The following is a 22865-nucleotide window of genomic DNA, read 5'->3' as shown; positions in this document are numbered from 1 at the left end:
TTTCTAAAAAGTTCTATATACCGCACTCGTTTAAAACCTGTACAATGAGAGTATAAAAAGCATAGTCTTTATTATTTTAGTTTTTAATTAATAATTTGGAGGTAACAAGAATGAGCAAAGAAGCAATCATGGAAAAAGCAAAGCAGTCAATCGTTGAAGCTGACGAAGATATCGCTATGGAAGCCCTGGCTGAAGCTGAAGCTGAAGGTGTAGATCTGGTTGAATTACTGAGCGACGGATATTCCGCAGGTATGAAGGAATTAGGCGACCTGTTCGGAATGGGAGAAATCTTCCTGCCAGAACTGATCTTCGCAACAGAAGTTATGAAGGCAGTAAGTGCTGAAATCGAAGGCAAGATGGACATGTCCGAAGTTAAATCCGCTGGTACTTTAGTAATCGGTACTGTAGAAGGAGACGTACACGACATCGGTAAAGGTATCGTTGCATCCCTGGTTAAGACCAATGGTGTAGAAGTGATTGACCTAGGAAGAGAAGTTCCTGCACAGAACTTTGTTGATGCTGCAATCGAGCACAACGCTGAATTTGTAGGAAGCTCTGCTCTTTTAACTACTACAATGACAGTACAGAAGGACATCGAAGATGCGCTGAAAGAAGCTGGCATCAGAGATAAAGTTAAGACTATGGTAGGCGGCGCTCCTGTAACCAATCGTTGGGCAGAAAAAATCGGTGCTGACGCTTATTGCGAAGACGCTTCCGATACAGTAAACTTCATCATGGACTGGATTGCAAAACTGTAAGCCGGACAACCGTAACTGATAGTAACTGAATAAATATTGGAGGTAAGTGAGATGGGTAAATTTATCCACGAAACTGACATCACAGGATATAACATTTTATCCAATGATGATTTAGACGCACTTCACGAAGCGACCCTCCAGCTGATGGAAGACTACGGCCTTCAGATGCATGGAAAAGAAGCGTTAGACATCTTAGCCGGCGCTGGCTGTGAAGTTGATTATGAAAACGACAGAGTAAAATTCCCTAGAAATCTGGTAAACGATGCAATCGAAAAATGTCCTGCAGAGTTCACTCTTTGCGGTAGAACTCCTGACAAAGATACTTTGATCGGTGGTAAGAAAGTTGCATACAAGAACTTTGGTACAGGCGTATTCATCTTTGACCCTTACACAGGAGAACTGAGAGAATCCACCAAAGAAGACCTGGGGAATGTAGCAAGATTTATTGACGCGATTCCAGAAATCGACGTATTCTCTATCGCTGTAACCGCAGGTGATGTAAACCAGAAGGTTCGTTCCCTGCACGAAGCAGAAGTTGTATTCAACAACCTGACCAAGAACTTTGCACACGACCTTGAGGGTGTAAAGAATACACAGAGATTTATCGACATGGCTGCAGCCATTCAGGGCGGTTATGATAAGCTGAGAGAAAGACCGATCGTTGCGATGGGCGCTTGCCCGAACAGCCCGCTGGAAATCAATGAAAATGAAACCAGCATCATCATTCTGTCCGCTAGACACGGTCTGCCAATCGACATTCTGTCCATGGGGCTTTGCGGTGCTACCACACCGGCAACTCTTGCAGGTACACTGGTTTGCACCAACGCAGAAATCCTGGGAGGTATCGTACTTGCACAGATCGTAAATCCAGGAAACAAGATTCTCTACGGATCTTCCACGACTATCATGGATATGAAGACTGCACAGTCTCCAGTCGGTGCGCCTGAGCACGCAATGTGTTCTGCAGCAGTAGGACAGCTGGGTCACTACTACGGCATTCCTACCAATGTAGGCGGCACGTAGGCTGACGGTAAGTGCTTCGACGTTCAGTTAGGACATGAAAAGACCATGACTAACATGCTGCCTGCACTGACAGGAAGCAACGTCATCTATGGTATGGGTATGATGGAAATGGGTATGACCATGAGCTATGAGCAGCTGTTGACTGATGCAGAAATCGTAAGAATGACCAGAAGAATTCTGCAGGGAATTCCTGTAAATCAGGATACAATGGCGCTTGACGTAATTAAAGCAGTAGGACCTGCTAACAATTACTTAGCACATAAGCATACCAGAAAGTACATGAGACAGGAACTGTCTACGACACAGTACATCGACCGTACACAGAGAGAAACCTGGGAAAAGAAAGGCGCTATGACGATGACCGAAGCGACCAGAGCTAAGGCAATCGACATCTTAGAAAATTATAAGCCAGAACCACTTCCAGAAGATGTTAAGAAGAGGATTCATGACATCGTAGTTGAAGGGGAAGAAGAAGCTGAAGAATTAGCTAAGTTTGAAGCGAAGAAACACTAATCCCGTTTAAGATTTTTTTTCAAATGAATATCACAGGAAAGGAAGGATTCGATATGGCTGAAGAAAAGAAATACTTTACCCGTATGGGTGACGGTTCCGTCGTATATATGACAGAAGCCGAAATCCGTGCGGACATGGCTGAAGGTATTGCAGATGCTGTAAAGAGAGGCAAAATTGACCCTCTTACTGATGAAGAAGTCGAGCATCTTTACGATATCATCACAATGCCGGGCAGCATCGTTGGTGTAGAACCTGGAAAACAGATTGTACTGACCAATGACTCCGGCGCTTACAAATTGAACATCAAGAGCCAGATTCCTATCGTAAAGGACAATGAGGTTCTCATTTACGAAAGATGTCTGGGTGTTGACTCTGTAGACGTTGGTAACTCCGACTACAACTACAAGACTGCAAAAGGCGTTGCGCAGCGTGAAGCTGGCGCCCTGAAGCAGGCTTTGAACATCAGTACTATGCCGTTGTTCTACGGTGCTATGACTAACCTTGGTTTCTACACGAAACCAGATGGTCCTGTAGAAAACTGGGCAGAACTGTTGCCGCTGGGACAGATCAAAGAAGCAATGGCTGCGCAGGAAGATGCAATTCCGCACGCAGTAAAAGATATCGTATACGTTGCAAAACAGATGTACGATGTTGGTGCTGATGGTATCAACTTAGATACTTCCGGAGCTGCTGGCGACGCAGACTTCTTAGCTGCTCTGCAGGCTTGCGAAGAGATTAAAAAACAGTTCCCAGATATGGGCGTTGAAATCGGTATGGCGGGCGAATTCGTACTGGGTATGCACGGCAAACTGAAATACGACGGAAAGAGACTGGCTGGTCTTTATCCGCATGACCAGGTTAAACTGGTAGAAAAAGCTGGCGCAAGCATCTTTGGTGCAGTAGTAAACACCAACTGCAACAAGACTTTCCCTTGGAACATTGCAAGAGTTTGCACATTCATCAAAGCTTGTACTGCTGTTGCAAACATTCCGGTACACGCAAACGTTGGTATGGGTGTATGCGGCGTTCCAATGGTAGAAAATATGCCTTCTGATATGATTTCCAGAGCCGACAAAGCCTTAGTAGAAATAGGCAAAGTCGACGGGTTCTAGGTAGGCGTAGGTGACCCTGTAGGAGCTGAAGCTACACACTCAATTTGTGCTGGTATGGGCGGCGTTCGTACTGCCGGAGATCTGGTATTACGTATGCAGCTTGCTGAAAAGATGAAAATCGACGAAGCCAAAGCGTATGTAGCTGAAAAACTCGGCGTATCTCTCGATGAATTACATGACATCGTGACTATGACCGATAAGAGAACTGACCTTGGTCTTGGTCTGACACACGTTGAGCCTTGCGCAGAAGAAAACAACGGTATGGCAGCTAAGTTCAGAATCGCTGAAGTTCTTGACATCAAGATCAACTCCGTTGAAAGATTCAAAGAAAGAGCCGGCATTAAATAATCAGAAGTTTCTTTGACCGAACAGTCTGCAAGGAGTAGGCTGGACGCAAAACAACAGTCTGATTGAGTAGACGACTCAAATTACAAAAAATATAAAATGGAATAGGTTTGCAAGGAGTAAGCCTATTCCATATTATTAAACTTGAAATTACTGAATTTTAGAATAGTTCAAATTCAGTAACCTGTTGCAATATGATAAGATATGTGAAGATAAAACGCAGCTGCTAAAATAATCAGCAGAAAACAGAGAATAATCTTACAAAAATTCTATAGCAAATTCTAAATTTGTGTGATAGAATAAGAAAGACTATAAATTTGTTATTTTTCTATTCACACGTATGTAAAGGAGGCGCATATTTGGATAAGCAGGATTTATTCAGAAGAGCGAAAGATGCCATTGTTGATGCTGATGAGGCAAAAGCTCTGCGTATTATCGAGGAGGCAAAGAACGCAGAATTTGATCTCCTGGATTTACTGCTGTCTGGGTTTGGTGCCGGCAATGACGAGATAGGTTCACTATTTGATAGAGGTGCTCTGTCTCTGCCTGAATTGATCTACGCGGCAGAAGTGATGAAGAGTGTGACAAACACAATTCTAGATTTATTAAATGAAAATGAAAGACCGGTTCCTGAGAAAAGAGGAAGAATCTTACTGGCTACCGTAGCGGGTGATGTACACGATATAGGCAAAGGTATCGTGGCTTCTACCTTGCGGACAGCGGGATTTGAGGTAATCGATCTTGGGTGCGAAGTTCCCGTTGAGACGATTATTGAAGAGGCCAGACGATATAAAGCAGATATTATAGGCACCAGTGCGCTGCTCACCTCTACTATGACAGAACAGAAGAAGCTGGAGAAGCTTCTGATGGAAACCGGCGAAAAAGAAAGCTTTATTACCATGGTTGGAGGAGCGCCGTGTACACCGCGCTGGGCTAAGAAAATTGGCGCCGGCGGCTACAGTGAAGATGCCATTGAAGCGGTTAAGGTAGCACTTCAGCTTATGAAAGAAAAAGAAGAGCAAGAAAAGAATTCGTAAATGTGGAGGAAAATAAAATGGGCAAAGAACTTATTTTTCAGGCGCTGAGACATGAAGAAACCAAGGAACTTCCTTGGGTGCCTTTTGCAGGTGTGCACGTTGGTAAACTGAAGGGCTACACTGCAGAAGAAGTTTTAAGAGATGAAGACAAATTGGTAGAATGCTTGATTGAAGCAAACAAATTATATACACCGGATGGACTTCCTGTCATCTTCGACCTGCAGGTTGAAGCAGAAATTCTGGGATGTGACCTGATGTGGGCTGAGAACAATCCGCCTTCAGTAAAGAGCCATCCGCTGGCAGCAGAAAAGACTATCCCTTGCAAATGCAAGATTCCTACAGAAAATGACGGCAGACTTCCTATGATTCTGTCTGCTATGAGAAGAGTCAAAGAAGCAATTGGTGAAGACACTGCTCTGTATGGTCTGATTTGCGGACCATTCACTTTAGCATCTCACCTGCGTGGTACTGATATCTTTATGGATATGGTAGGTGACTCCAACTACGTAAAGGAACTGGTAAACTATTGTGCTGAGGTTTCCATTGCTATGGCTAAGATGTACATCGATGCTGGTATGGATGTTATCGCAGTAGTCGACCCGCTGGTATCCCAGGTATCCCCTAAGCACATCGAAAAGATGCTGTCTGATGGATTCAAAGCAGTATTTGACTATGTAAGATCCAGAGGTGCTTACTCTGCATTCTTCGTATGTGGTAATGCTACTAAGCAGATCGAAGTAATGTGCAAGATGAACCCGGATGGCGTTTCTGTTGACGAAAACGTTAACTTGGCAGAAGCTAAGAAAGTTACTGACCAGTACAACGTTACTATTGGTGGTAACATTCCACTTACTACTACCATGCTGCACGGTAATCAGGAAGACAACATGAAGGGCGTTATTGATCTGATTGACTCCATTGATAACCATAAGAACTTGATTATTGCTCCGGGATGCGACATGCCTTATGATACACCGATTGAAAATACAATCGCTTGCGCACAGGCAGTGAAGAATCCTGACAGCACCAGAGAATTAATTAAAAACTACGAAACTGTCATCGATGATTCCAACATCGAAATTCCTGACTATGAAAACCTGGATAAGGTTCTCATCGAGTTGTTCCTGCTCGACCCTGAACAGTGCGCAGCCTGCACCTACATGCTGGCTTCCGTAGAAGACAACTGGGATGATCTGAAGGATATGGCAGAATACAGAGTATACAAATACTTCATCAAAGATGATATCGCAAGAACCAGAAAGATGGGCATTGCAAATCTGCCGACTATGTGCATTAACGGTGAGCAGAAATATATTTCCATCATCCCTTCCAAGGATGAATTAGTTGCATCTGTAAAAGAAGCACAGGCTAAATTAAAGAAATAAATCACTTTGAATGATTGGTAAGGTGGTAGGCCGGTGGTCTATCACCTTATTATTTTGTTCAGCGAGGCAAGGTATGAAAAATCAAAAAATATCTATAGAAGAGGCGAAAGCGTTTCCGCTGGCAGAGAAGCGCTTTATCAGAACTTGCGGGTTTAATCTGGAAACCGAAAAGCATCAGCGCATGATGAAGATGGGCATGGATGTGAGAAACCAGGGGATAGACGGCATCAAAATCGATGCCCTGGTGTCGTATTATGGCAGTGAAGTTTATCACGACAGCAAGGTGCAAATAGGAGATACGCAAATCTACTGCAACTATTTCGAACAGATTCCCAAAGAGTGGGTAGAGGGTGTTTACTTCTATATGCTCACCGTTGGTGAATGTCTTTTTTCCAGTGAAGAAAATATAATGGATTTTTTATATGCTGATATTTGGGGAACGAATTATGTAGATGCTGGAGTTGAAATCTTGAAAACAAGACTTCTAGAGGATTTGAAGCAGAGGTTTCCAAAGCGAGATCTGTATTTATCCGATGAGTTTGGTCCGGGATACTTCGGTATGCCGGTCATAGAATCCAAAAAATTTTTTAATATATTGGACGGAGATTCCATCGGGGTTTGGGTGAAGGACAGCGGACTGATGATTCCGCAGAAAACTTGTGCTGGTTTATATTTGGTACTGAATAGGCAGGGCGTAAAGGCAGAACCGGAGTGTATGCAGTGTAGGGGCAATGCTTCTGGATGTCAATTTTGTGCAGTTAGAGCGGAAGCTGAGACGAATTAGAGGGAGGTAGCTATGAAAATTACTTTTTTACCACAGAACATAACTTGGGAAGCAGAAGCTGGCGAAACCATTTTGCAGGCAGCGGTGAAAGCCGGCGTAAATATAGACGGAAACTGTGCAGGTATGGGAACCTGCGGAAAGTGCAAAGTAAAGATTATTGAAGGCGATAGACAGACCGTAAATGACCATCACCACAAACTGTCTGAAAATGAAATTGAGGCAGGGTGGAGACTGGCATGCTGTCATCCCGTATCTGAGGGCATGATCATCGAAATGCCGGAGTCTGAAACTACAGCTTCCAGAAAGAAAAAGCTGATTCATCTGCCGGAAGGCTTTGAAAAAGTGCCGCAGGTAGAAAAAATCTGTGTGGAAGTGCAGGCGTCTGACATCAACGATCAGAGAAGCGATGCGGAGAGAATGATTGAAGCGCTGGGCTTTGAGAACCTCAGCTGTACTTTTTCTGTAACGAAAAAAATCCCGGAAGTGCTTAAAGCTGGCAATCTGGTTACAGCAACTCTTCGCGGCGATGAAATGATTGATTTGGAAGCTGGAGACACCACTTCTGAAAATTACGGCGTTGCAGTGGATATTGGTACGACTACAGCGGTTGTTATGCTTTGGAATGTACAGACAGGTGAGATGATGGATGTTTCTGCATCTACTAACCCGCAGGGGGCATACGGTGCCGATGTTATTTCCAGAATCACGTTTGTAATGGAAAAAGAAGGCAATCTGGATGTGATTCACGACGTTATTATCGATTGTATCAATAAGGCGGTGGAAGGCTTTGCTGCGGAGCACCACTTTAACCCTGCAAATATATATCAGTACGTGGTAGTAGGCAATACGACAATGAGCCATATTTTCCTCGGTGTAAATCCTGCCCAGCTGGCGGTATCGCCGTTTACACCAGTATTTACTGAAGGTCTCTCTGCAAGATGCGAAGAGCTGGCGCTGACAGGGCATAAAGATGCGCAAGTACACGTGGCTGGCAATATTGCAGGTCATGTGGGCTCCGATATTACAGCGGGCATTATCACAAACGATTTGATGGACTGCGATAAAGGACACCTTTTTATCGATATCGGCACCAACGGTGAAATCGTACTGACCGGAAACGGAAGAGCGGTAGCTTGCTCCACAGCGGCAGGTCCTGCTTTTGAGGGAAGTTCCATCAAACAGGGTATGCGTGCTGCAAGAGGCGCCATTGAGAGAGTGGACATTCTAAAGGATCGTGTAGAGATTGCGGTTATTGGCGATGCAGAGCCAATCGGTATTTGCGGATCCGGCATTATCGATGCTGTAGGTGAGCTGATTCGTACCGGTATCGTGGATAAATCAGGCAGACTTCTTGGAAGAGAAAAGCTGGCAAAGAAGGGCATTTCAGAAAATATCCTGAAACATATAAAAGAGGACGACAAGTCCAATGATTTTGTGTTATACTTTAGTAAAGACGGCAAAAGTGATGTAGTCATCACCCAGAAGGACGTCAGAGAAGTGCAGCTTGCAAAGGCGGCTATTTCTGCTGGCATTACGATCATGATGAAAGAAATCGGAATCACCAAAGATACTCTTGAAAAAATCAGTATCGCAGGTGCTTTCGGCAACTACATCAGAAACACCAGTGCAATCAATATCGGTCTGCTGCCGAAAATTGCAGAGGAAAAGATTTACTCTCTTGGAAATTCCGCAGGTATCGGCGCTTCCATGATTCTCCTTTCAGAAAGAAGCAAAGAAGAAGCAGAGGTGGCGGCAAGAAGAATCGAGCATATCGAGCTTGCAGCAAGAAGCGATTTTCAGGATCAGTATATGATGGCAATGATGTTTTAATGCTTGCTTGTGAGAAAGGATTGACAAAAAAGACGAGACGGAGGAAATCATGTTAGATTTTAGCAGAAAAGATTATTCCAAAGAAGAACTGCTGCGTATCATGGCTTCAGATGATCCTGAGATTTTACAGGCTTTATTCAGTCATGCGCGGAAAATCCGAAAGGAAGTGCAGGGTAATAAAATCTTTGCATATGGATTTGTGTATTTTACGACCTATTGCAGAAATAACTGCAACTTCTGTTATTACAGAAATTCTAACAAAATCGAGAGATACAGAAAGAATAAAGACGAGGTTCTTGCTATTTCAAAGTCCTTGATTGACTCCGGCGTCAATCTCATTGATTTGACCATGGGAGAGGATCCGCAATATCATGCTGAGGACTTTGAAACTGTCTGTCAGATTATTAAAGAGATAAAAGATGTTTATGATACGCCGGTGATGATTTCACCGGGTGTGGTAAATCACAATATTATCGATAAATTTGCAGAAGCAGGAGCGGATTTTTATGCGCTTTATCAGGAAACCCACAACAGAGAACTTTATGCGAAGATGAGAGTTGGACAGGATTACGATGCTCGTATGAATGCGAAGCTTTACGCGAAGGAGAAGGGGATTTACATCGAAGAGGGGCTTCTTGCAGGCATTGGCGAAACGAGCGAGGATATCGTGGATTCTCTTTTGACTATGGGTGAAATCGGCGCGAGACAGGTGCGCGTCATGAGCTTTATTCCCCAAGAGGGAAGTCCGATGGAAGACTGCAAGACTCCAGACCGAATTGAGGAGCTGAAGATTATCGCTCTGATGAGACTTTTGTATCCGAGTGCCCTGATTCCGGCGTCTTTGGATGTGGACGGCATAAGGGGCTTAAAGGATCGGATCAATGCAGGCGCTAATCTGATTACTTCCATTATTCCTCCTAAATCCGGCTTTATGGGGGTTGCCCACAGTACTATGGATGTAGATGAAGGTGGTAGAACTGTGGAAGAAGCAGCTTCTATTCTGGATGAAATGGGACTGCGCATTGCAAGCAAAGAAGAATACGAAGCATTCCTTCGGCAGGTGCGCCCATGAAGGTCGCAATTATCGGAGGAAAGCTGCAGGGAACAGAGGCGGTATATCTAGCCTCTGCCTGCGGTTTTGAGAGCATTTTAATCGATAGTAATCCGAATGTTCCCGCTGCCGGTCTTGCAGACCGCTTTATCTGCGGGGATATTACGGCCAGCGATGAAGCTGTGATAGCTGCCATGATGGAAGCGGACTTTGTGCTACCTGCCAACGAAAACGACCGAGTGCTTGAGGCGGTTTGCAGAATTTGCGAGGAAAAGGGTCTGCCCCTTGCTTTCGACAAAGCAGCCTATGAAATTACCAAATCCAAGAAAAAGTCGGACAGACTGTTTCTGGAAAACGGCATTCCGGCACCTCGCTATTACCCAAAAGGAAAGGCGCCGTATATCATGAAACCTTCAGGGGAAAGCGGTTCAGTAGGTGTGACATATGCTCGCTGCCGGGAGGATGCAGAGGCGTTTTTAGCAAAGTGTACGGATCCTGAAAACTGGATTGTACAGGAGTATTTGGAAGGACCGTCCTATTCTATTGAAGTCATCGGTATTCCGGGCAATTACAGAACCTATGCGGTGACGCAGATTCATATGGATCAGTTCTACGACTGTTGCAAAGTGACCTGTCCGTGTCCAATTACAAAGGAGCAGGAAGCGAAATTTTCTGTACTGGGTAAAAAACTGGCGGAACTTGTCAAGCTGCACGGCATCATGGATGTGGAAGTCATCGACGACGGCGAGGACTTTAAGGTACTGGAGATCGATGCCAGAATTCCGAGTCAGACGCCAATTGCGGTGCTGTACGCATCGGGAATAAACGAACTATCGGAACTTGCAGACATCATCGTAAAAGGCGAATTTATGACGCCGCAGTGCGATCTGGGAAGATTCAGTGTCTATGAGCATTATCGCCGTGAGAAAGATGCAGTTGTGCAGGAAGGTGAACATATGATGAGCGATGCCGGACCGCTGGAGAAACGAATAGACTTTTGCGGCAGCAAAGTGAGCCTTCTTGACGAAAAAGAAAACGGAGATTTCTGCGGCATTTTTGTAAACTGGGCTGATTCAAAGGAGAAATTGGAAGCACAGAGAGAACAAATTTTGAGAAATCTAAAAACCTTACCATAAAATTAAAAAATATTGTTAACAAAACAATATTGGCTATGATACAATACTGGTAGAATGAATTTTGAAAAGTTGCAGAGGAGTGCTGATTATGGAGAAATTTACCGTAACACAGGCAGAAAGAATCGGAGAACTCAACGGCAGCAAAGAACTGATTGAAGCTGAGTTTGAAACAAAGGCAGAGCGTGACCAGGCTTTTCGCAAGGCTGAGAAAGAGTTGGTTCGTGAGAGTCGTGCCAAGATTAAGTCGCTCCTCGATGAGAAGCATATCACACAGAATATTCTAGTTGGCAGAAGTCTGGAAGACTGGCTGATGGGTGAAGGTTTTACCAAGGTGGTGACGCCTACCATTATCACCAGGGATATGCTTGCGAAGATGACGATTGATGAGTTTCACCATCTGTCAGAGCAGGTGTTTTGGCTGGACAAGAAGAGATGTCTCAGACCTATGCTTGCACCGAACCTCTATGTAGTGATGAGAGAACTTCATCGGATTACGGGAGAGCCTGTTAAGATTTTTGAGCGCGGCTCCTGTTTCCGAAAGGAATCTCAAGGAGCGCAGCACATGAACGAGTTTACCATGCTCAACTGTGTGGAGCTTGCCGCCATTCCAGAAGGCGGACAGCTTGAGGAAATGAAGCGCCTGGCAAGATGTGCCATGGAAGCACTGCAGGTGCCGGAAGATGAATATGAGTTTGTTGTGGAGGAATCCACTGTTTACGGGCATACTTTGGACATTGAGATTAACGGCATGGAAGTCGCTTCCGGCTCCTATGGTCCGCATTTTCTCGATGCGCAGTGGGGCGTGTTCGATACATGGGTGGGAATCGGCTTTGGCATTGAGCGTCTGACCATGGCGCTAAACAAAAGCAAGACCATCAAACGTTATGGCGGAAGTATCGCCTTTATTGACGGTCAGCCGCTGAATGTATAATTTTGAGATAGATAAGAGGAATTTCTGATGACAAGACTTAGAACCGAATGGATTACTTACATGCTGGATGGCATGGAGGAATATAACAGGGATTTAGCTGCTAAGACAGGCATGGATCTTGCTGCACTTATGGCGGATACTTTCTGTGTCAGCAAGTTCGATTTAGCTGCGGCACAAAAGAACATAAAAGTTGCTGTAGTTCCAATCACCCAAGGTGAAGGGATTATCGGAAGTTTCAGCGAGTCTGTGGCAGCCATTGTGAGATCCATGGGATTTTGCGCAGACGTAATGCCTAATACCGATGTAGACGGAATTTACGATGCAACTCTCGGTGGCTATGACGTACTGTTCTTTGCTGATGATATCCGATACTTAGCACTGAATATCCGTTCTGGAAAGGCGTCTGACAATAATTATGCTACAGCGTTGGGCTTTGTTAAGACTCTGCTTGCAATGATGAAAAGACAAGGTGAGAATATTGCTGAGGCAAAGATTCTGCAGATTGGCTACGGTATCGTAGGAAGAGAATCTGCAGCAATTTTAAAAGCAATGGGCATAGATTTTGACTTATATGACAACAATCCTGCTGCGATTACTGATTTTGAAGGAAAGACTATTTCTACAAAGGAAGAAATCAAGGATTATCAATATATTTTGGATTTTACCAATGAAGGTGAATGGCTGCACAGAGAAGATCTGCGTGCGGATGTCATTTACGCAAGCCCGGGCGTGCCATATTCCATGGATGAAGAGACAGCTGCAGCTTTTGAAGCGCAGTCTGTTCACGACAATCTGGAAATCGGCACAGCAATTATGCTCGGAGAAAGTTTGTTTGGTAAATAAAACTGATGTGGGGTGCGGATCGTATGGATCACATGGACTCTAAATCCATGCAGCCGGGTGAGACTCCCGGGCACCTCGCCATTATGACCTAACCCGGTTTGCTATAAGGCAAACCGTTGGCAGGTCTCACATCAGGCTTTCCCAAGAGTGCGAGCACTGAAAGTGCGAAGCATGATTGGAAGAAAGCTACGGTGAAAGCCGATTTTCATAAGGTTGTGCAAAATACGCTGGAGCCATTTGAAATGCAAAACTTTGAATGTAAGGGTTGTGCAAAATGAACAAGATTAGTTTAAAATGCACAACGCAACGAATCAAGGTTGTGCCAAAATGAGTGAAAACACCTAGCAATGCAAAACTTTATACACTGGGAATGGCGTAAAACGGACTAAATGTGCCTAATTGTAAATGCTAGCAGGGATAAGGTTGTGCAAAATGAATATAATTAATCCGAAATGCAAAACTTTGAAAGCTGGAATTGTGCAAAATGTACGAGATAAGCTGAAAATGCACAACACGGCAGCGCAGGATTGTGCAAACTAAGTGAAAATCATCGAATATGCAAAACTGTTGCCGAAGAAAAGCGGCATTCTAACATAGAAGGAGAGTAAACCATGATTCAGATTGTACTGCTCAGTGGATTTTTAGGTGCAGGCAAGACCACGCTGATGCAGCGATTGTTAGACACCTATCAGGAACATAAAATCGGCGTCATTATTAATGAATTTGGAGAAATTAACATCGACGCAAAGCTTGTAAGCAGAGATGGTATTGATATTGCGGAACTGTCAAATGGTTCTATTTTCTGTGCTTGCATTAAAGACAAGTTTGTAGATGGGTTGATTGAGATGTCGAAAACCGACATTGAATATCTTTTCATTGAGGCGTCCGGTCTTGCAGATCCTTCCAACATGGGTGACATCGTTGATGGAATTAAGAAGGATACCAACGATAATTACCTGATTAAAGGAAATATCTGTGTGGCTGACTCCTGCAACTTTTTGGAACTGGTAGAAGTGCTGCCAGCGCTGGAGAGACAGGTGAAGCATGCCAATGCAGTGATTGTCAATAAAATGGATTTGATTGATGACGAAACTTTTAAAGAAATTGCTGAAAAAATTGCTGAAATCAATGAGAGCACTAAGATTTATGCGGCAACCCACTGCGACGTAGATATTAAAGATATTGTAGATAACTTTGCGCCGAGCCTGGTGAGAAGCGAAGATACAACCAACACTTATGAGAGCAGACCGCAGACTTTTATCGTCAAGGCAGATCAGCCTGTGGAAAAAGAAAAACTCATCGCTTTTATCAAGTCTATTTCTGACAGCAGCTATAGAATCAAGGGGTTCTGTCAGACCATCGAAGAAGGCACGGTGGAAGTCAGCGGTGTGGTCAATAACTTGATTATTACACCGTGGAAGACTGAGGAAAAAACAGAAATCGTCGTAATTTCATCGGTAGGGATTAAGATGATGAGTCTGATTACAGAGAACGCAAAGAATATTCTGGAAGGAAGGTTCTATATTTAATGGCAGAGGCAAAGAAGAGGTACTATCGAAAAAACGTAGAACTCTTTGTTTTACTCAATAAGATGAAGCTATGGCCGGCGAGAAGCGGTCAGCTTCATGGAATTAGAGAGATTGATCTTGCGGGAAAGTACATTACCATTACGACCCATTGCGGAAAAAGCATGCGTCTTTACAATTCTCGTAATTCCAGGGCGGCAAGGTGGCTGAGGAATAAATGGGCACTGAAGCCGTGCAAGCAGTGTAAAGTTCCTGAGTGGAAGCTGGAAAAGTATTCTAAGACCATGTTTGATTCTCATTATGGAAGCGATTTAGTGCATAAAGAATAGGAGATTTTCATGTATATTGATATGGACTGCCCTTGTCAGGGCAAGAATTTGGATAAGTTATTACAACCATTGATCCTTTGCATTTTACTGCAGGGTGGCGATATGCACGGTTTTGCAATCCTGAAAGAAATCGGGAAGATTCCAAGGTTCGCAGACAAAGTACCTGATGCGACAGGTGTGTACAGATATTTGAAAAAAATGGAAAGCTCCGGACTTTTGACTTCCAAATGGGAGCTTGAGGATTTGGACGATGCGGGAAAACCTAAACGAATTTTCAGCATCACACCCGAGGGAAAGGGTTGTCTTGCCAACTGGGCGCAGGCGCTTTCTGATTATGAAAGCTATATTCATCAGCTGATTGAAATGATTCACCATTCGATTTAAGTGCATATAAAAAATTGAAAACGGAGCGCAATGCTCCGATTTTCGCTATATGAGTAAAAATAGGAGGAATTTTATGGCATACGTTTTACTGTATCTGACATGTATGATTATTTGTTATTTTGTTGCCAGCAAATTGCGCAATCACAGAGAAATCCTCAGTAAGATTATTAATGTGGTAACTTTAGCCAGCGTTTTTATGCTGGTTTTGATGATGGGGATGCGCATGGGCTCTAATGAAGAGATTATTGCCAGTCTTGGCACCATTGGACTGCAGGCTTTCATCTTTACTATTGTAGTTGTAATCGGCGGTGTTTTTTCAGTCATGGCGGCTAGAAAGCTGCTGGGAATTGATAAGCTCGGCAGATTAAAAGCGCAGGCAAAAGGTCAGACTAATGATGAAATCGCAGAGAGTGAAGCAGAAGCGGATACAGAAGAAGGCGGTGGTTCAGCGGCTTTGATGACCTGGCTGATTATCATTGCTGTGGTGCTGGGACTTTTGTTCGGTTACTTCTATCTTCGTGTCAATGTAGCAGATATTGATGGCTTTAATGATAAAGTGGGTAATGTAATGACTTTAGGGCTTTGCATTATGATAGGAAGCATTGGATTTGATATGGGGCTTTCGGGAACAGTCATTGCGCAGGTGAAGCATATTGGATTTCGGGTGCTGATATTTCCGGCGGCGGTTATCGTTGGAACGGCTGTTTCTTCTGTGATTATAAGCTTTTTTTTGCCGCTTTCGGTTCGTGAGTGTATTGCAATCGGTTTTGGATTTGGCTGGTATACCTTTGCACCGGTGGCGATTTCCAGTGCAGGTTACGTTATGGCGGGAGCAGTGTCCTTCATGCACAATGTCTTTAGGGAAACCTTTGGCATTATTCTGCTTCCGATTCTAGCAAAGAAAATCGGCTATATTGAGGCGTGCAGTCTGCCCGGTGTGGCAGCGGGGGATATGGGCTTATCGCTGGTGGAGAAGGCCTTGCGACCTGATATCGTAGTGTATTCCTTTGCTATCGGCATGTCGGAAAGCATTTTGATTCCGCTGCTGGTTACGATGGCGATCGGTGCATAAGGTAATTTGTAAATATATGTAGGAGTAAGAAATAGATGAAAGAAAGAAAAAGATTTACGGGAAGTGAAGATTATGTCGCTTCAAAAGAGTTGATGAATGCAGTCAATGTGGCTATTGCACTGGAAAAGCCTTTGCTGATCAAGGGAGAACCGGGAACTGGTAAAACCATGTTGGCAGAAGCAATCGCAAAAGCGCTGGAAATGAAATTAATCATATGGGGTATTAAGTCCACCACCAAGGCACAGGAAGGGCTTTATGTCTACGATACTGTGCAGCGTCTATATGACAGCCAGTTTGGCGAGGGGGATGTGTCCGACATCAAACAGTATATTAAGCTGGGCAAACTAGGCGAGGCATTTACGGCGAACGAACAAGTGGTGCTTCTCATCGATGAAATCGATAAGGCGGATTTGGAGTTTCCAAACGATTTGCTTTGGGAACTTGACAAAATGGAATTCTACATCAATGAGACAAAGGAAACGATTAAAACGAAACACCGGCCTATTGTCATTATTACCTCCAATGCAGAAAAAGAATTGCCTGACGCATTTTTGCGCCGGTGCATTTTTCATTATATCGATTTTCCTGACAGTGAAAAAATGGAAGAAATCATCAGGGTTCACTTTGGTGACATGGACAAGAAACTGGTGCATGCTGCCATGGAAGCTTTTTATGCAATTAGAGACATGCGGCAGATTCAGAAGAAGCCGAGCACATCAGAACTGCTCGACTGGGTACAGGCACTTTCTATCAGCGGCGCTTCTGTGGATGAAATCAGAGAACGGATTCCTTATATCGGCGTGCTTTTAAAGAAAAATCAGGACATCGATATAGTTAAAGGATACAGACATGTTTATTAAGTTCTTTTATTTACTTCGAGATAGAGGACTGAACATATCCTTGGATGAGTGGCTGTGTCTCGTCGAGGCTTTGGACAAGGGGCTTGCTATGAACTCTTTGCTGGAGTTTTATTATCTGTGTCGCAATGTACTGATAAAAAATGAGGCAGACTACGATAAATTTGATCTGGCATTTGCAGAGTATTTCCAAGGCGTAGAGACAGTAGAGGAAATCCCAGATGAACTTTGGCAGTGGCTGCATACAGAGGAGCGGGAGCGGGATATTCTGGACAGACCTGACTGGGCAAAGGAATATGATTTCGACAAACTGATGGAGATGTTTCGGGAAAGACTGGCTGAGCAGACAGAGAAACATGACGGCGGAAATTACTGGATTGGAACCGGCGGTACCTCTGCCATGGGGCATGGCGGCTACAATCCGTCAGGCATTCGTGTAGGCGGTTACAGCCGCCATCGAACAGCGGTGCAGGTTGCTGGAGATAGAAACTTCCGCGATTTCCGGCAGGATCAGTCGCTGGATACCAGACAGTTCCAGATGGCATTTCGAAAACTGCGTCAGTTTTCAACCAGAGTGGATATGGCAAAGACGGAACTTGACGTAGAAGGAACCATTGATGCAACTTGTAATAATGCGGGGATGCTGAAATTGGTCTATGAGAAGCCTCGAAAAAATACTGTAAAACTACTGCTGCTTATGGACTCTGACGGCTCTATGTCGCCTTATACCAATCTTTGCAATCAGCTGTTTCAGGCAGTGCATCAGTCGACCCATCTGAAAGACTTGAAAATCTACTATTTTCATAACTGTATCTACGATTATCTTTATACAAGTCCAAGGTGTCAGCATGGAGAGTGGGTAGAAACTGACTGGATTTTCAATAATCTGGACAGTGAATATAAAGTGATTTTGGTAGGCGATGCCGCTATGTCACCTTATGAGCTCATCGCAAAGGGCGGCAATAACGATTGGAGTCTGTATAATGAAGAGCCGGGTATTCTCTGGCTGCAGAAATTTCCGAAGCGATATAAGAAGTGTATTTGGCTGAATCCAATCAAAGAACAGCGGTGGGAGCATGCTTATGGAAGTAGGACGATTCAAATGGTTCGTCAGGTTTTTCCTATGTTTGAGCTGACTTTAGATGGGCTGGATAAAGGGATACAGAGACTGCTGGTGAGATAAAAACCAAATAAAAAGATTCCCATTTAGGAATATAATTTGAAAAAAGAATAAAATATGCTATATTTAGAAAAGGAGGTGCGGCTATGGTAAAAAGAGAAGTGTATTTGGAGCAGCTGTTTTCATGGAAAGATGAACAGGTTATTAAGGTAGTAACGGGCATTCACAGGTGCGGAAAATCCACACTGCTGAAGCAGTATCAGGCAGAATTGACTGCCCAGGGTGTATCGCAGGAGCAAATTGTTTCTGTGAACTTTGAAGAATTAGAATATGAGCACCTTCTTGACTATCAGGCATTATATCAATACTTGAAAGAACGTCTATGTGCTGATAAAATCACGTATATTTTTCTAGATGAAATTCAGAAAGTACCTTCTTTTGAAAAAGTGGTAGACAGCCTTTATGTAAAAGAGAACACAGATATCTATATTACTGGTTCTAACGCATATATGCTTTCTGGTGATTTGGCAACATTGCTGACCGGGCGCTATGTAGAAATATCTATGCTGCCTTTTTCTTTTCGAGAATATGTTGAGGTTACAGGGCTTTCTGATGAGCAGGCTTTTTCAGAATATATGAAAACCGGAGGCTTGCCTTATGTTGTTGCCATGAATCGCACCGATGAAAAAGTAGAAACATATTTAGAAGGCATTTATAATACTGTAATTATTAGAGATATTGAAGAGCGGCAGAGCCGCAAAGAAAAGTATTGCGGCATTCGCAAAATTACTGATATCGTATTGCTGAAAAGTATTGCTCAGTATCTTGCAAGTGTAATCGGCAGTCCGCTTTCTATTAAGAAAATAACAGATTATCTGATATCTTCCGGACGCAAAGTATCGCCCAATACAGTGAGTGATTACGTGGAGGCTTTAACGGAGTCGTTTATTTTCTACCCTGCAGAACGGTTTGACATAGTAGGTAAGCAGCTTTTAAAGGTCAATAAAAAGATGTACATGGTAGATTTGGGATTGAGAAACCATATTTTACCGAGAAAAAGATATGATATAGGCTTTTCCATAGAAAATATCGTATTCTTTGAACTGCTCCGAAGAGGATATAAAGTGACCATCGGAAAGAATGGGATGATGGAAGTTGACTTTGTAGCTCAAAAACAGGGTGTCATAACGTACTATCAGGTTACAGCGGATATGACAGCGGAGGTAACTTTTGAGCGGGAAATGAGAGCACTTAGGAGTATTCCTGATTATTATGAAAAGATAGTTCTCACGCTGGATCGTTTTTCTACGGGAAATTATGAGGGGATTAAAGTCGTCAATGTGCTGGACTGGCTTTTGGAAAAATAAGAAAAAAGGCATTATGCAAAGTGAAATAGTTTTACCTGCATAGTGCCTTTTTTATGAGATTTTGCACAATTATTCTTTAGTTACGCAGACCGCCAGGATAAGTCCTACTGCAGCAAAGGCTGTAGCAAGGAAGCCCACAGCGGGGAATCCCTGTGCTTCAGAAGCAAAGAGTCCGAAAACACCTGAAAAGAGGGAGGAACCGATACAGCCCGCAATCTGAAAGCCTGTACTCATTACGGTGACACCATGAGGATTCTCCTGCGGAGAAAGTTTTGCCAGAGCAAAGGACTGTACAGGACCGATGATCAGTGCACTACCGCAGATAACAGGAATGTACAAAATTGCCAGCAGAATCGAAGATTCTGTGTGAACCAGAGAGAGTGCAGCGGTGCAAACTCCGATACAGAGGAAACCCAGCGGCAGCAGTACTTTTCCGCCTTTTTTATCATAAATCTGTCCTGCAATCGGTGCAATCACACAAGATAAACAAATAGCAGGGAACAGCACCATTGACGCATTGAACGGTGACATACCTATGCCGCTTTGCATAAACAATGGTATTACAATGTTCATTGCGAAGATAACCAGCAGGGAAATCATGTTGATGATAACGCCGATGGAGAATGCTTTGATTTTAAGCGGACTTAACTGAATAAGCGGCTCAGTCAGAGTTCCCTGTCTTTTAACAAAGAAAATCAGGAAGATAATGCCGATAATTGCAGCTAAAAGAGCGATGGTCACATTACCTGCTAAAACAGTAGAAATACCGTAAAGTATACCGATCAGTGCCAGACTGATGAAAATGACCGACAAGACGTCCAGCTTTGGATGGGTTAGTTTTGCGATATTCGGCAGAAGTACTGCGCCGCAAAGGAAGCAAAGCAGAGCTAAGCCGCCGAAGACCCATAATAGCACATGCCAGTCAAAGAATTCTAACAGTGCGCCTGCAACGATGACACTGCTGGAAGGTCCCAGTGTTGTCATGGCTCCCATAATACCCATGAAAGTACCCAGTTTTTCTTTTGGAGCGACTTCCAGCGTGATATTCATGCCGATTGGAATCAGCATACCTGTACCCAGAGCCTGGACGATACGTCCAATGAGAAGAACTGAAAAATTGCTGCTGACAGCGCCAATAACACTGCCGACAATGAGAAGACCTACGGTAAATAAGTACAGTTTTTTAGTCGGAATGCTTTTATATGCAAAAGCAGAGACCGGAACCATGATTGCAGCGCCGAGCATATATGCGGCTGCCAACCATTGTACAGTGCCGACACTGACATGAAAATCTTCCATGACAGCAGAAAATGATACATTTAAGAACGTTTCGTTAAACGTTGCGAGAAAAGCAGAAAAGGCAGCAACAAAGATAATTAGTTGATACTTGGTTGTTTTTTCTTTGGCGCCAGATTGCGTCTTTGGGTTGTGTGTTTCAACCATTTCAAAACTCCTTTCGATTTTGACAAGAATAAACACACAAAACTAAACGCTTTTCAAAACTTCGGAAAGGCGCAGCGTGAGACAATAAAAAACACACGCTTAGCCTGTACCGTAATCAGATTTACGAGCGCTTGCTCTACGTGTGTCGTTTGCCATTTATATAATTGATAATATTATTTTAACAGATTTTAAAAATCGGGTCAAGTGTGGAAAAAATTGTAAATTCTTCCTGCGATATGATTGGGTTTAACTAAAATATCGGAAGACACCTTTGACCTTGCCAAGAACCTTGACGTCCTGCACGATAATAGGACTCATAGTGTCATTCTCCGGCTGCAGTCTGATGTGACCGTTTTCTTTGTAGAAGGTTTTGACTGTGGCTTCGCTTTCGAAGCCGTCAATCATAGCGACTACGATTTCGCCGTTTCTGGCAGTGCTTTGCTGTTCAACGAGAATCAGGTCGCCATCCATAATGCCTACATTAATCATACTCTCGCCGCAAACTCTGAGCATGAAATTGGAACCGCCTGCATACTGGGCAGGAATCGGAAAGGTTTCTTCTATATTCTGTTCTGCAAGGATCGGTGTACCTGCAGCAACTCTGCCGACTACAGGAACATCGATAATATCTTCGCGATGAAAGTCCTCTGCATAAGATGGTGCAGTGGAAGTCGAAGATTCTGATACCTCTTTCTCCATGTCGACAACCATAAGCGCTCTCGGTTTGGACGGGTCCTTCTTCAGATAACCCTGCTTGACAAGGCTTGCGATGTCCTTGTGAGCGGTAGAGGTGGACTTGATATTCAGAGCACTGCAGATTTCTCTGACCGTAGGAGGGTAGCCCTTGGTTCTGATCTCATCCTTCATAAAATCTAAAATCTTCTGTTCGCGTTCTTTAAGCTGATTCATAATACCCTCCGTTTATTTGCTTAATTGAAATTCTTTGTTCGTATTATATCATAAAACGAACAAAAAGTAAACATTTGTTCACGATTATTTAAAAATGATTTTGCAATTATGCAGAATAGATGATAAAATAAAAAAGCTGGCATTTGCTGCCGATACATTTTATCAGGAAATATATAAAGGAAAATTTTATGATTATCGTTACTCTTTGCAAATTACTGCTAGCGCTTACAGTTGGCTACTATTTGAACAAGAAAGACATATTTACAAAGGACGTGAATCAGAAGCTTTGCACTTTTGTCATTGATGTCTGTCTGCCGCTGGTGATTCTTACTTCTCTCAGTGAGGCGGACGGCGCCATGGGCAAAGAACTTTTGATTCGATTTGTTCTGGTCGGCGGTGTTTTTTACTGTTTGCTTCCGTTTATTGCAAAGGGAATCAATGTGCTGACAAGAATTCCAAAGGAAGACAGACCTGTCTATGAACAGTTTTATATCTTTGGAAATACGATGTATATGGGATATCCTGTGACAGCGTCTCTTTACGGCAGTGGCTGTATTTTTCAACTGAGTATTTTTCATCTGGGATTTGACATTTTATACTATACTTATGCTAGATGGCAGATTTGCAAAGGCGCTGGTACGACAAAGGGAAAACTCTCTGTGCGGGAACTTTTGAACCCCGGTACAGTCGCTTCTCTTTTGGCGCTTGCTATGTTCTTTGGCGGTGTGAAGCTGCCCGACGGTGCAGCGGAGGTTTGCAATTTCATTGGAGAAATGGCATCTCCGCTTTCTATGGTGGTCATTGGCGCAGGCATTGGTACCTATTCTATCAAAAGTGTTTTTTCCTGTGATAGGAAGCTGTATTTGGTTGCTGCCATTCGTCTCTTACTCTTTCCCGCGGTGGTTTACGTTGTGATGACTTTCCTTGGTTTTGATGGAGTCCTTCGAGGCGCTGCGGTCATTTCTCTGGGGATGCCTGTTGCGGCAATGGTTTCTATGGGTTGTACGGAACAGGGCTATAAAGAAGAATTGGCGTCTGCCGGCGTGATTCTGACAACTTTGCTGTCACTACCGATGATACCAGTGCTGCTGACGTTAATGGGCTGAGGAT

The 22865-nt window shown here is 43.7% G+C and carries 19 protein-coding genes and 2 pseudogenes; 19 read left to right on the top strand and 2 right to left on the bottom strand.

The features are described from left to right. Nucleotides 1–110 precede the first annotated feature (110 nt). From NFR88_RS04090 to NFR88_RS04005, 18 genes and pseudogenes are all read left to right on the top strand, one after another. Nucleotides 111–758: a cobalamin B12-binding domain-containing protein gene (locus NFR88_RS04090; protein ID WP_160200605.1), complete on the top strand. Its 648-nt coding sequence runs from the start codon at nucleotides 111–113 to the stop codon at nucleotides 756–758. A gap of 51 nt (nucleotides 759–809) precedes the next feature. Next, nucleotides 810–2294: pseudogene (mttB, locus tag NFR88_RS04085) on the top strand ([trimethylamine--corrinoid protein] Co-methyltransferase). A 23-nt stretch (nucleotides 2295–2317) separates the two neighbouring features. Beyond that, nucleotides 2318–3754: pseudogene (gene mtbB, locus NFR88_RS04080) on the top strand ([dimethylamine--corrinoid protein] Co-methyltransferase). A gap of 356 nt (nucleotides 3755–4110) precedes the next feature. After that, nucleotides 4111–4788, top strand: coding sequence for a cobalamin B12-binding domain-containing protein (locus NFR88_RS04075; protein ID WP_251613681.1), 678 nt, complete (start codon nucleotides 4111–4113; stop codon nucleotides 4786–4788). 17 nt (nucleotides 4789–4805) lie between these two features. Then, nucleotides 4806–6173 (top strand): uroporphyrinogen decarboxylase family protein, encoded by a 1368-nt coding sequence (locus NFR88_RS04070; RefSeq protein WP_160200600.1) that lies wholly within the window; start codon nucleotides 4806–4808, stop codon nucleotides 6171–6173. Between the two features lie 73 nt (nucleotides 6174–6246). Continuing rightward, nucleotides 6247–6957 carry a hypothetical protein gene (locus tag NFR88_RS04065; RefSeq protein WP_251613678.1) on the top strand — a complete coding sequence of 237 codons (711 nt, stop codon included), beginning with the start codon at nucleotides 6247–6249 and terminating at the stop codon, nucleotides 6955–6957. A gap of 12 nt (nucleotides 6958–6969) precedes the next feature. After that, nucleotides 6970–8787, top strand: a complete 1818-nt coding sequence (locus tag NFR88_RS04060) for an ASKHA domain-containing protein (protein WP_161909205.1) — start codon at nucleotides 6970–6972, stop codon at nucleotides 8785–8787. A gap of 49 nt (nucleotides 8788–8836) precedes the next feature. Next, on the top strand, nucleotides 8837–9859 hold the full coding sequence (pylB, locus tag NFR88_RS04055; protein ID WP_251613676.1) for a methylornithine synthase PylB: 1023 nt from the start codon (nucleotides 8837–8839) through the stop codon (nucleotides 9857–9859). Further along, entirely contained in the window at nucleotides 9856–10974 is a 1119-nt protein-coding gene (gene pylC / locus NFR88_RS04050; RefSeq protein ID WP_251613674.1) for a 3-methylornithine--L-lysine ligase PylC, read from the top strand. Before pylB ends, pylC begins: the two co-directional genes overlap by 4 nt. An 88-nt stretch (nucleotides 10975–11062) precedes the next feature. Beyond that, entirely contained in the window at nucleotides 11063–11905 is an 843-nt protein-coding gene (pylSc, locus tag NFR88_RS04045; RefSeq protein WP_161909202.1) for a pyrrolysine--tRNA(Pyl) ligase large subunit, read from the top strand. 27 nt (nucleotides 11906–11932) lie between these two features. Continuing rightward, nucleotides 11933–12748, top strand: coding sequence for a 3-methylornithyl-N6-L-lysine dehydrogenase PylD (pylD, locus tag NFR88_RS04040; RefSeq protein WP_160200594.1), 816 nt, complete (start codon nucleotides 11933–11935; stop codon nucleotides 12746–12748). 611 nt (nucleotides 12749–13359) lie between these two features. Beyond that, entirely contained in the window at nucleotides 13360–14277 is a 918-nt protein-coding gene (locus NFR88_RS04035; protein ID WP_161909200.1) for a CobW family GTP-binding protein, read from the top strand. Continuing rightward, nucleotides 14277–14603: a pyrrolysine--tRNA(Pyl) ligase small subunit gene (gene pylSn / locus NFR88_RS04030; protein WP_160200592.1), complete on the top strand. Its 327-nt coding sequence runs from the start codon at nucleotides 14277–14279 to the stop codon at nucleotides 14601–14603. The genes NFR88_RS04035 and pylSn overlap by 1 nt, the downstream gene beginning before the upstream one ends. Nucleotides 14604–14612: 9 nt before the next feature. Beyond that, complete coding sequence (locus NFR88_RS04025; protein WP_160200591.1) at nucleotides 14613–14987, top strand: PadR family transcriptional regulator; 375 nt, start codon at nucleotides 14613–14615, stop codon at nucleotides 14985–14987. A gap of 73 nt (nucleotides 14988–15060) precedes the next feature. Next, nucleotides 15061–16059, top strand: a complete 999-nt coding sequence (locus tag NFR88_RS04020) for a LysO family transporter (protein ID WP_251613672.1) — start codon at nucleotides 15061–15063, stop codon at nucleotides 16057–16059. Between the two features lie 35 nt (nucleotides 16060–16094). Beyond that, nucleotides 16095–16919: an AAA family ATPase gene (locus NFR88_RS04015; protein ID WP_251613671.1), complete on the top strand. Its 825-nt coding sequence runs from the start codon at nucleotides 16095–16097 to the stop codon at nucleotides 16917–16919. Then, on the top strand, nucleotides 16909–18099 hold the full coding sequence (locus NFR88_RS04010) for a vWA domain-containing protein (RefSeq protein WP_251613669.1): 1191 nt from the start codon (nucleotides 16909–16911) through the stop codon (nucleotides 18097–18099). Before NFR88_RS04015 ends, NFR88_RS04010 begins: the two co-directional genes overlap by 11 nt. Nucleotides 18100–18182: 83 nt before the next feature. Continuing rightward, nucleotides 18183–19403 carry an ATP-binding protein gene (locus NFR88_RS04005; protein ID WP_251613667.1) on the top strand — a complete coding sequence of 407 codons (1221 nt, stop codon included), beginning with the start codon at nucleotides 18183–18185 and terminating at the stop codon, nucleotides 19401–19403. A gap of 69 nt (nucleotides 19404–19472) precedes the next feature. Here the strand turns inward: NFR88_RS04005 and NFR88_RS04000 are convergent, their stop codons facing one another. Then, nucleotides 19473–20846, bottom strand: coding sequence for an MFS transporter (locus NFR88_RS04000; protein WP_161909195.1), 1374 nt, complete (start codon nucleotides 20844–20846; stop codon nucleotides 19473–19475). 246 nt (nucleotides 20847–21092) lie between these two features. Then, a complete protein-coding gene (lexA, locus tag NFR88_RS03995; protein ID WP_160200585.1) occupies nucleotides 21093–21755 on the bottom strand; it encodes a transcriptional repressor LexA in 663 nt (220 codons plus the stop codon). A 188-nt stretch (nucleotides 21756–21943) separates the two neighbouring features. Here lexA and NFR88_RS03990 point away from each other — a divergent pair, with 188 nt between their 5' ends. Further along, nucleotides 21944–22861: an AEC family transporter gene (locus NFR88_RS03990; protein ID WP_160200584.1), complete on the top strand. Its 918-nt coding sequence runs from the start codon at nucleotides 21944–21946 to the stop codon at nucleotides 22859–22861. Nucleotides 22862–22865: the final 4 nt, after the last annotated feature.

The sequence above is a fragment of the Senimuribacter intestinalis genome (genome assembly GCF_943192965.1).
Lineage (GTDB): Bacteria > Bacillota > Clostridia > Peptostreptococcales > Anaerovoracaceae > Senimuribacter > Senimuribacter intestinalis.
The sequence above is the reverse complement of the archived record's forward strand: the minus strand, read 5'-3'. Positions and strand labels throughout refer to the sequence as shown.

Excerpts from the sequence above, each read along its gene's own strand:
- NFR88_RS04015 (WP_251613671.1), top strand. The coding sequence starts at position 16,095 with ATGAAAGAAAGAAAAAGATTTACGGGAAGTGAAGATTATGTCGCTTCA.
- NFR88_RS04025 (WP_160200591.1), top strand. The coding sequence starts at position 14,613 with ATGTATATTGATATGGACTGCCCTTGTCAGGGCAAGAATTTGGATAAG.
- NFR88_RS04060 (WP_161909205.1), top strand. The coding sequence starts at position 6,970 with ATGAAAATTACTTTTTTACCACAGAACATAACTTGGGAAGCAGAAGCT.
- pylSc (WP_161909202.1), top strand. The coding sequence starts at position 11,063 with ATGGAGAAATTTACCGTAACACAGGCAGAAAGAATCGGAGAACTCAAC.
- NFR88_RS04020 (WP_251613672.1), top strand. The coding sequence starts at position 15,061 with ATGGCATACGTTTTACTGTATCTGACATGTATGATTATTTGTTATTTT.
- NFR88_RS04035 (WP_161909200.1), top strand. The coding sequence starts at position 13,360 with ATGATTCAGATTGTACTGCTCAGTGGATTTTTAGGTGCAGGCAAGACC.
- pylB (WP_251613676.1), top strand. The coding sequence starts at position 8,837 with ATGTTAGATTTTAGCAGAAAAGATTATTCCAAAGAAGAACTGCTGCGT.
- NFR88_RS04005 (WP_251613667.1), top strand. The coding sequence starts at position 18,183 with ATGGTAAAAAGAGAAGTGTATTTGGAGCAGCTGTTTTCATGGAAAGAT.
- NFR88_RS04010 (WP_251613669.1), top strand. The coding sequence starts at position 16,909 with ATGTTTATTAAGTTCTTTTATTTACTTCGAGATAGAGGACTGAACATA.
- NFR88_RS04065 (WP_251613678.1), top strand. The coding sequence starts at position 6,247 with ATGAAAAATCAAAAAATATCTATAGAAGAGGCGAAAGCGTTTCCGCTG.
- pylSn (WP_160200592.1), top strand. The coding sequence starts at position 14,277 with ATGGCAGAGGCAAAGAAGAGGTACTATCGAAAAAACGTAGAACTCTTT.
- NFR88_RS04070 (WP_160200600.1), top strand. The coding sequence starts at position 4,806 with ATGGGCAAAGAACTTATTTTTCAGGCGCTGAGACATGAAGAAACCAAG.
- NFR88_RS04000 (WP_161909195.1), bottom strand. The coding sequence starts at position 20,846 with ATGGTTGAAACACACAACCCAAAGACGCAATCTGGCGCCAAAGAAAAA.
- pylC (WP_251613674.1), top strand. The coding sequence starts at position 9,856 with ATGAAGGTCGCAATTATCGGAGGAAAGCTGCAGGGAACAGAGGCGGTA.
- NFR88_RS03990 (WP_160200584.1), top strand. The coding sequence starts at position 21,944 with ATGATTATCGTTACTCTTTGCAAATTACTGCTAGCGCTTACAGTTGGC.
- lexA (WP_160200585.1), bottom strand. The coding sequence starts at position 21,755 with ATGAATCAGCTTAAAGAACGCGAACAGAAGATTTTAGATTTTATGAAG.
- pylD (WP_160200594.1), top strand. The coding sequence starts at position 11,933 with ATGACAAGACTTAGAACCGAATGGATTACTTACATGCTGGATGGCATG.
- NFR88_RS04090 (WP_160200605.1), top strand. The coding sequence starts at position 111 with ATGAGCAAAGAAGCAATCATGGAAAAAGCAAAGCAGTCAATCGTTGAA.